5 protein-coding genes are annotated in these 6220 nt (G+C 41.3%); all 5 read left to right on the top strand.

Going from position 1 to position 6220, the window contains the following annotated elements; all coding sequences use genetic code 11:
• Positions 1-91: 91 nt before the first annotated feature.
• The 5 genes from BQ7489_RS16520 (at position 92) to BQ7489_RS16495 (ending at position 6133) form a co-directional block, all read left to right on the top strand.
• Entirely contained in the window at positions 92-1111 is a 1020-nt protein-coding gene (locus tag BQ7489_RS16520; protein ID WP_162617834.1) for an SGNH/GDSL hydrolase family protein, read from the top strand.
• Between the two features lie 137 nt (positions 1112-1248).
• Positions 1249-1692: a phage holin family protein gene (locus BQ7489_RS16515; RefSeq protein WP_072532271.1), complete on the top strand. Its 444-nt coding sequence runs from the start codon at positions 1249-1251 to the stop codon at positions 1690-1692.
• A complete protein-coding gene (locus BQ7489_RS16510; protein WP_072532270.1) occupies positions 1689-2102 on the top strand; it encodes a structural protein P5 in 414 nt (137 codons plus the stop codon). The genes BQ7489_RS16515 and BQ7489_RS16510 overlap by 4 nt, the downstream gene beginning before the upstream one ends.
• 468 nt (positions 2103-2570) lie before the next feature.
• Positions 2571-5885 carry a phage tail tape measure protein gene (locus BQ7489_RS16500; protein WP_072532268.1) on the top strand — a complete coding sequence of 1105 codons (3315 nt, stop codon included), beginning with the start codon at positions 2571-2573 and terminating at the stop codon, positions 5883-5885.
• Positions 5882-6133 (top strand): hypothetical protein, encoded by a 252-nt coding sequence (locus BQ7489_RS16495; RefSeq protein WP_072532267.1) that lies wholly within the window; start codon positions 5882-5884, stop codon positions 6131-6133. Before BQ7489_RS16500 ends, BQ7489_RS16495 begins: the two co-directional genes overlap by 4 nt.
• The last annotated feature ends 87 nt before the right edge of the window (positions 6134-6220 follow it).

Genomic DNA, 6220 nt, shown 5'->3' with positions numbered 1-6220 from the left:
CTTTGTGCTCTTTGCAGTAGTTCATTATCTCTACTACTTCTTCTCGTGTCATCATAACTTTGCTTTTTGGACGTAAAGTTAATGATGGAAGTTGGAGATAAAAATACGTGGTTTACCGAATGCTTACCAATATCCCATTGACTATATTTTTTACGAAAATGTAAATGACACGCCTTCAACTCCATCAATAAGTGGAAGCATCGAAGATACGCCGTTTATGAGAAGTGAGAAAATTGTCATCTTGAAAAATGGTACAGATAAATTTACGTCAAACTCAGATGCTAAATCTTATTTTACCACAAATAGAGAATCCATCCTTAATTCAGTTGATACAGATAAAAAGAAAGCAGGAGTTATTTTAGATTTGCCTTATGAAAATTCATCTATTGAAGCAGGATATACAATTAAATTTACTGGTATAGCACAATCAAGTGGAACAGCTTATGTTATTAAAGGCGGAGCAAAATACGGAATAGATGTTACCCCACAAATGACAATAAAAGATTTGGTTGATGCAGTATTAAATTACTCTTATGGTCCAGGATGGGTAGATTCTGCTGTCGGAGACGATTCTGTTGCTATATATTATTATCAGGCTGACGATACTATTATTTCATTTGACGACAATGGAACTGGAATTTCCACAGAAATTACAAGATGCGGAACAATAGGTCATGTTTATAAATATTTTATTGGTTATTCAGCAACTGAATGGACTAATGATGAAAAGTGGGTAGACAGTATATCGTTATATTCTGTTTACAAAGGTATTATAGAATTTATTAAAGGAACATTCCCTACGGCTAAGCTATATTGGTATGTCCCGCCTAAATATAATGTACCTTTAGATGGTTCTGCCAATTTTATAAAATCTGACGGTACCTTTGATATAATAAAATATAGACAGACAAATGATTATCAATGTTATAAAGCTCTAACTGATTGTCAAAAAGAAGTATGTAAGCTATATGATGTACCAGTTTTAGACATTGAAGCAAATTGTGGAATAAATCTATTTAATTTGTCAACATATTATAGTAGCAACAATGTACATCCTAAAGATGATGGATATTATAGATGGGGGGAAACGACCTTTGAATTACTTGGATAGCCCCCTAGTTCGGTCAGTTTATAATAAGTAAAAACAAATTTAATTGATTGATACTTGAGCCTTGTAAGATATCTTGCAAGGCTTTGTCTTTTTACGCTTTCCTATGGCACAATACTTTTGAGAAAAACATAATAGACATGGAAAAATATGTAGAATTTATCACACAAGACATCCGTTCCGGCGTGATGATCATCTTTATCTGCTTAGTACTGATTTGCAGTGTTTGTTTACTGGACCTATGGACAGGGATTGATGCAGCCCGGGCCAACAAAGAGAAAATATGTAGCCGGCCGCTGCGCAAGACAGGTACTAAAATTGTCGATTACTTCAGATTATTATTGTTTTTCATTATGATTGATATACTGGGGTTATGCTTTCCATGGTATAATCTACCCTATGGAGCAATTATCGGAACCCTTGGCGTAATGATTGTTGAAGGTTTATCTATCATTGAAAATCTTCGAAAGAAAAAGAGTCATGCAGCCGAAGTTGCAGATATGGCCGTTCGCATTATGGAATGTGCTACACCGGATGAAGCTCATAAGATTATCAAAACTATTAAGGAGGGAGTGAAAAAATGAAACAGTTACCACGTGGTCTGAGAAACAACAACCCAGGCAATATCCGTAATTCAGATGCTATCGACTGGCAAGGCGAAGTACCTGAATCTAAAAAGCATGACAACACCTTCGAAGAATTCGAAGATATTGCACATGGTTATCGGGCATTGATTAAACTGCTGCAGAACTACCGTAGTAAATACGGCTGTCAGACGATTGCAGATTTCATCAATCGTTGGGCGCCCAGATGTGAAAACAACACATCCGGATATATTTCTCGTGTATGTGATGAAATGCAGGTACCGACTACCTACGTTCCAGATGTAGAGGATAAGGCAACCATGTGCGCTTTTGCTGCAGCTATATCACAGGTAGAGAACGGTGTTCCTGCTGTAATGTTGGATGTTGAATCAGGCTGGAATTTATTATGAGACCATTTGTTCTTATATTCTTTACAATTGTTTTTTGTTCCATGTTTCTCGGTTGCAAGACCGGGAAACACCTTACTTCCGACAATCACACGCAGATCATCGTACATGACAAGCTGATACCGGTATTCAAACCTGCGGATTCTGCATCCATCCGGGCTTTGTTGGAGTGTGATTCAAATGGTAGGGTTGTGCTTTCTTGGTTGGATATGGCACAGTCGGAAAATGCACGCCTCCGGTTTAAGTTGGATTCTATGGGGAATCTGCTGACGGACTTTAATGTTCCTCCAGATACGGTTTATATCCCAGGCAAAGATAGCATAGTTATTAAAGAGAAAGTCAAAATAGTGGAAGTTGAAAGGAAACTTTCCTCTTGGCAGAAGTTCTGTATGGTATTTACTGTCGTAATACTTATAATCTTTGTTCTGTTTGCAGTTTACAAAATTCGTGAAATCTTAAACAAGAAGTAATATGGCTATAGACCAGGTAGCAACCGTCGAGGTCCGTGTGAACGGTGAGGAAGCCAAGCAGGAACTTAAGAATCTGGAGACAATAGCATCTGGATTGAAAAAGGAACTGGCAGATGCGTACAAAGCCGGTGACACGTCGAAAATTAAGCAAGTTACTTCCGAACTTCGGAAAACGGAAGCACAGATCAAGACGTTGAAGAAAGATACGACAGCGCTTACTGAGGTGATGAACAACCTCGATAAGGCGACACCGAAAGAACTTCGCGCCACCCTGACGGCTATTAATCGCCAGTTAAACAGCGGGCACATCAAGCGGGGTTCTGCAGAGTGGAAATACTATCAGCAGCAGGCTAAACTGGTGACAGCCGAACTCCAAAAAATCAAGGCGGAAGTGCAGGAAACCGAAAGCTGGATTTCTCGTTTTAATAACGGGTTGACGAAGTGGGGAGGCTTACTGGCAACTGGTGCTGCTACACTCACTGGAGTTTCCATGGCATTGAATACCCTTCGTAATAACCGTGACTCCAAGGAATCTTCTCAGGCTGAGTTGAAAGCTTTGACTGGATTGGACGATTCATCTATTCAGTGGCTTACCGAACAGGCTGAAAAACTGTCTACTACTATGGATGAATCTGGCTTACGTATCCGCCAGTCATCCGACGAAATCCTTCAGGCGTACATGCTTATCGGTTCCAAGAAGCCGGAGCTGCTGAAAGATAAAGAAGCCCTGAACGCTGTCACCATCGAAGCCATGCGACTGGCCGCTGCCGCCAAAATCGACCTGAAGGATGCTGTGACAGCCACCACCGTATCTCTCAATATGTACGGAGAATCAGCCGACCAGGCAGCCCGCTATGTGAATGTACTGGCCGCCGGTTCTAAAGAAGGTGCAGCCGATGTTTCCGCCCAGGCCGCATCCATCAAGAATGCGGGTGTGGCCGCGTCCGGTGCGGGAGTAAGCATCGAGCAGCTGCAAGGTACCATCCAGATGCTGGCCGAGAAAGGACTGGAGGCAGAACCGGCTGGAACCGCACTTCGTAAGTTCTTCCTGGTACTGCAGACTGGACCGGATGAAACCAACCCGAAAGTGGTTGGCTTGCAGACTGCGCTCGAGAACCTGAACAAAAAGTCACTGTCTGCCGCAGAGATCCAAACCATGTTTGGTGAGGAAGCCTACTCGGCTGCCACCATTCTGATAGACAATGCAGACAAAGTACGTCAATATACTGAAGCCGTGACGGATACCAATATCGCTATGGAGCAGGCAGCTATTAATTCTGATACTAATGAGGCCAAAATGGCGCAGTACCGTAATAGCATTAAGGAGGCAGGCATAGAACTGATGGAACGGCTTAACCCATCGTTGTCACTTCTGACTGGATGGACTACGAAGATCATCGTGGCTCTTCCGACACTGATAGATTGGTTTATTAAGTATAAGTCAGTACTGATTGCATCTGGTGCTGCATTGGCTGCGTATAATATTGCAGTCAATGCAGCAACTATCTATACTAAAGCGTATAATCTGGTTGTAAAAGTAGCTACCGTATCAACAAGTGGGTTTAACAAAGTTCTGAAGCTGAATCCGGCTGGACTGGTATTAGCTGGTATCACTGCCCTGGTAACATATATTTCCACGAAACTTATTCCAAATACCGATGCAGCAACAGAGGCACAGCGTAAATACAACGAAGAACTGCAACGTACACAAGATTCACTTCAGAAGTATAAGAGTATAGAGGATCGGTATAATAATATTGATGCCCTAAATAATCGACAGCGGCAACAGTTGAAATCAGATGCCGAATCTGAATTGGCTATTATTGAGGATAAGCTATCCAAAGAAGTAATAGCATACAGAAAATATTATGATGAGCAAAAGAAAATTATTGAGGCTCGAACAGACATTGATGAGTCTCAACGTAAAGCTTTGCTGCATTCCCTGGATAATCAGGCTAGTGAAAAAGCGGAATCTTTGTTGGAGCTTGATAAACAACAAAAAAATCTGAGAAATATTATCAATTCTATACCTGAAGATACAAAATCAAATGTCAGTACAACTGTCAAAACAAACATAGAAACAGTTCGGACGACCAAGGGGGATCCCCAAGTAGCGGCAGAAAACAAGCGCTACTACGATGAACTGACTGACCTTAAGAAGTCATATCTTGCAAGTGATGAGATGACACAGCAGGAATATAGTCGGTTCATGGAAGATCTGGAGATGCGTCACCTCGAGAACATGCTGGCCATAGCCGGACTGGAACCGGAGAAACGGCAGCAGCTTGAGCAGAAGATCCTCGAAGCAAGAATTAAATACAAAGAAGAGTGTGAGAAATTGGATGAAGAAGATGCTAAAAAAACGTCCGAAGAAGCGTTCACCAGGCTGGAGAAGCAATACCAGTTGGAGATAGAGGAAGCTACGCAAAAGCATTATGATGGTTTGTCATCCGAGCAGGAATATCGTCAGCAACTGATAGACATTCAAAATGAATATTATGATCAGGTACTTTCTTCTTCCGAAATTTCCGAAGATAAGAAAAACGAGATTCTGGATAAAAAACAAAAAGAAAGTCTTGAAAAATCGAGAAAGAATTATGAAGAGAATCAGCGAAAGATAAAAGAACAGCTTTCATTTGCTAGGAATATCGGAGAGCAATTCGGTGAAGCCTTTGCTGATATGTTAACGGATTCAGAGACGTCTCTAGGGGATTTCATGAAGGAGACTTTAAACATCATACTAGACAGCCTCCAAAAGATGATGATAGCTTACATAGCAGAAACACAAATGAAGAATATAGCCACCTTGGGTCTTGTCGGACTTGTTAAGGCTGCTGCTGAAATAGCGTTGATTACTGCTGCATTTCAAAGTGCAAAGGCTATAATCAGTGGATTTGAGGAAGGTGGATATACAGGATCCGGTAGGTATGATGAACCGAAAGGTATAGTCCATGCTGGTGAATTTGTCGCGAACCGTTTTGCTGTGCAGAATCCGGCGGTTCGTCCGGTACTGGATTTAATTGATCAGGCACAACGGGACAATACAATCGGTAGTCTGACAGCAAAAGATGTTTCTGCTGTATTGTCGGGTGTTGCTTCGACAACAAATAATACCTATTATCAGCAAAGTGTATCTGCTGATAACGGAATGTCTGTTATTATGTTGAGGGCGGTTAAGGTTATTGATTCACTAAATAAGAGATTAGATGAACCGATCTATACATATACTCGAGCTACAGGTAAGATGGGAGTAAACGAAGCTCAGGATCTTGTGGCTCGTATGAAAAACAATGTATCAAGGAGGATTAAATTATGACTAGATTATTCATCGACGGTCAGGAGGTTGTGCTTTCTGACAATTTTGAGCTCGAATTGATAACAGAGAATCCGTATTTTACCCGCAATGGAGAATATACTTATGATATAGATATTGACTTGAGGGATCCTGGCAATCGGAGAATATACCAGAATATCAACAGGTCTGATGTTACTAAAGGTGTAGAGAATCGTAAAGCGACACTAATTGACGATAGCGCTGAATCGGTACCATGCGTAGCACTGTAATCGGTACCATCGTATCGCTCGAATCGGTACCGTCATGACGCTGCAAACGGTACCATATTCAGTCCTGTAAAAGTTATTGCAAATGTA

Origin of the sequence: Bacteroides ilei, from assembly GCF_900128495.1 — a bacterium.
In the GTDB taxonomy this organism is placed as follows: Bacteria; Bacteroidota; Bacteroidia; order Bacteroidales; family Bacteroidaceae; genus Phocaeicola; species Phocaeicola ilei.
Note: the sequence above shows the minus strand (reverse complement) of the source record. Positions and strands in the feature narration are given on the sequence as shown.

Coding starts and splice junctions, on each gene's coding strand:
- BQ7489_RS16500 (WP_072532268.1), top strand. CDS start 2,571: ATGGCTATAGACCAGGTAGCAACCGTCGAGGTCCGTGTGAACGGTGAG.
- BQ7489_RS16495 (WP_072532267.1), top strand. CDS start 5,882: ATGACTAGATTATTCATCGACGGTCAGGAGGTTGTGCTTTCTGACAAT.
- BQ7489_RS16515 (WP_072532271.1), top strand. CDS start 1,249: ATGGAAAAATATGTAGAATTTATCACACAAGACATCCGTTCCGGCGTG.
- BQ7489_RS16510 (WP_072532270.1), top strand. CDS start 1,689: ATGAAACAGTTACCACGTGGTCTGAGAAACAACAACCCAGGCAATATC.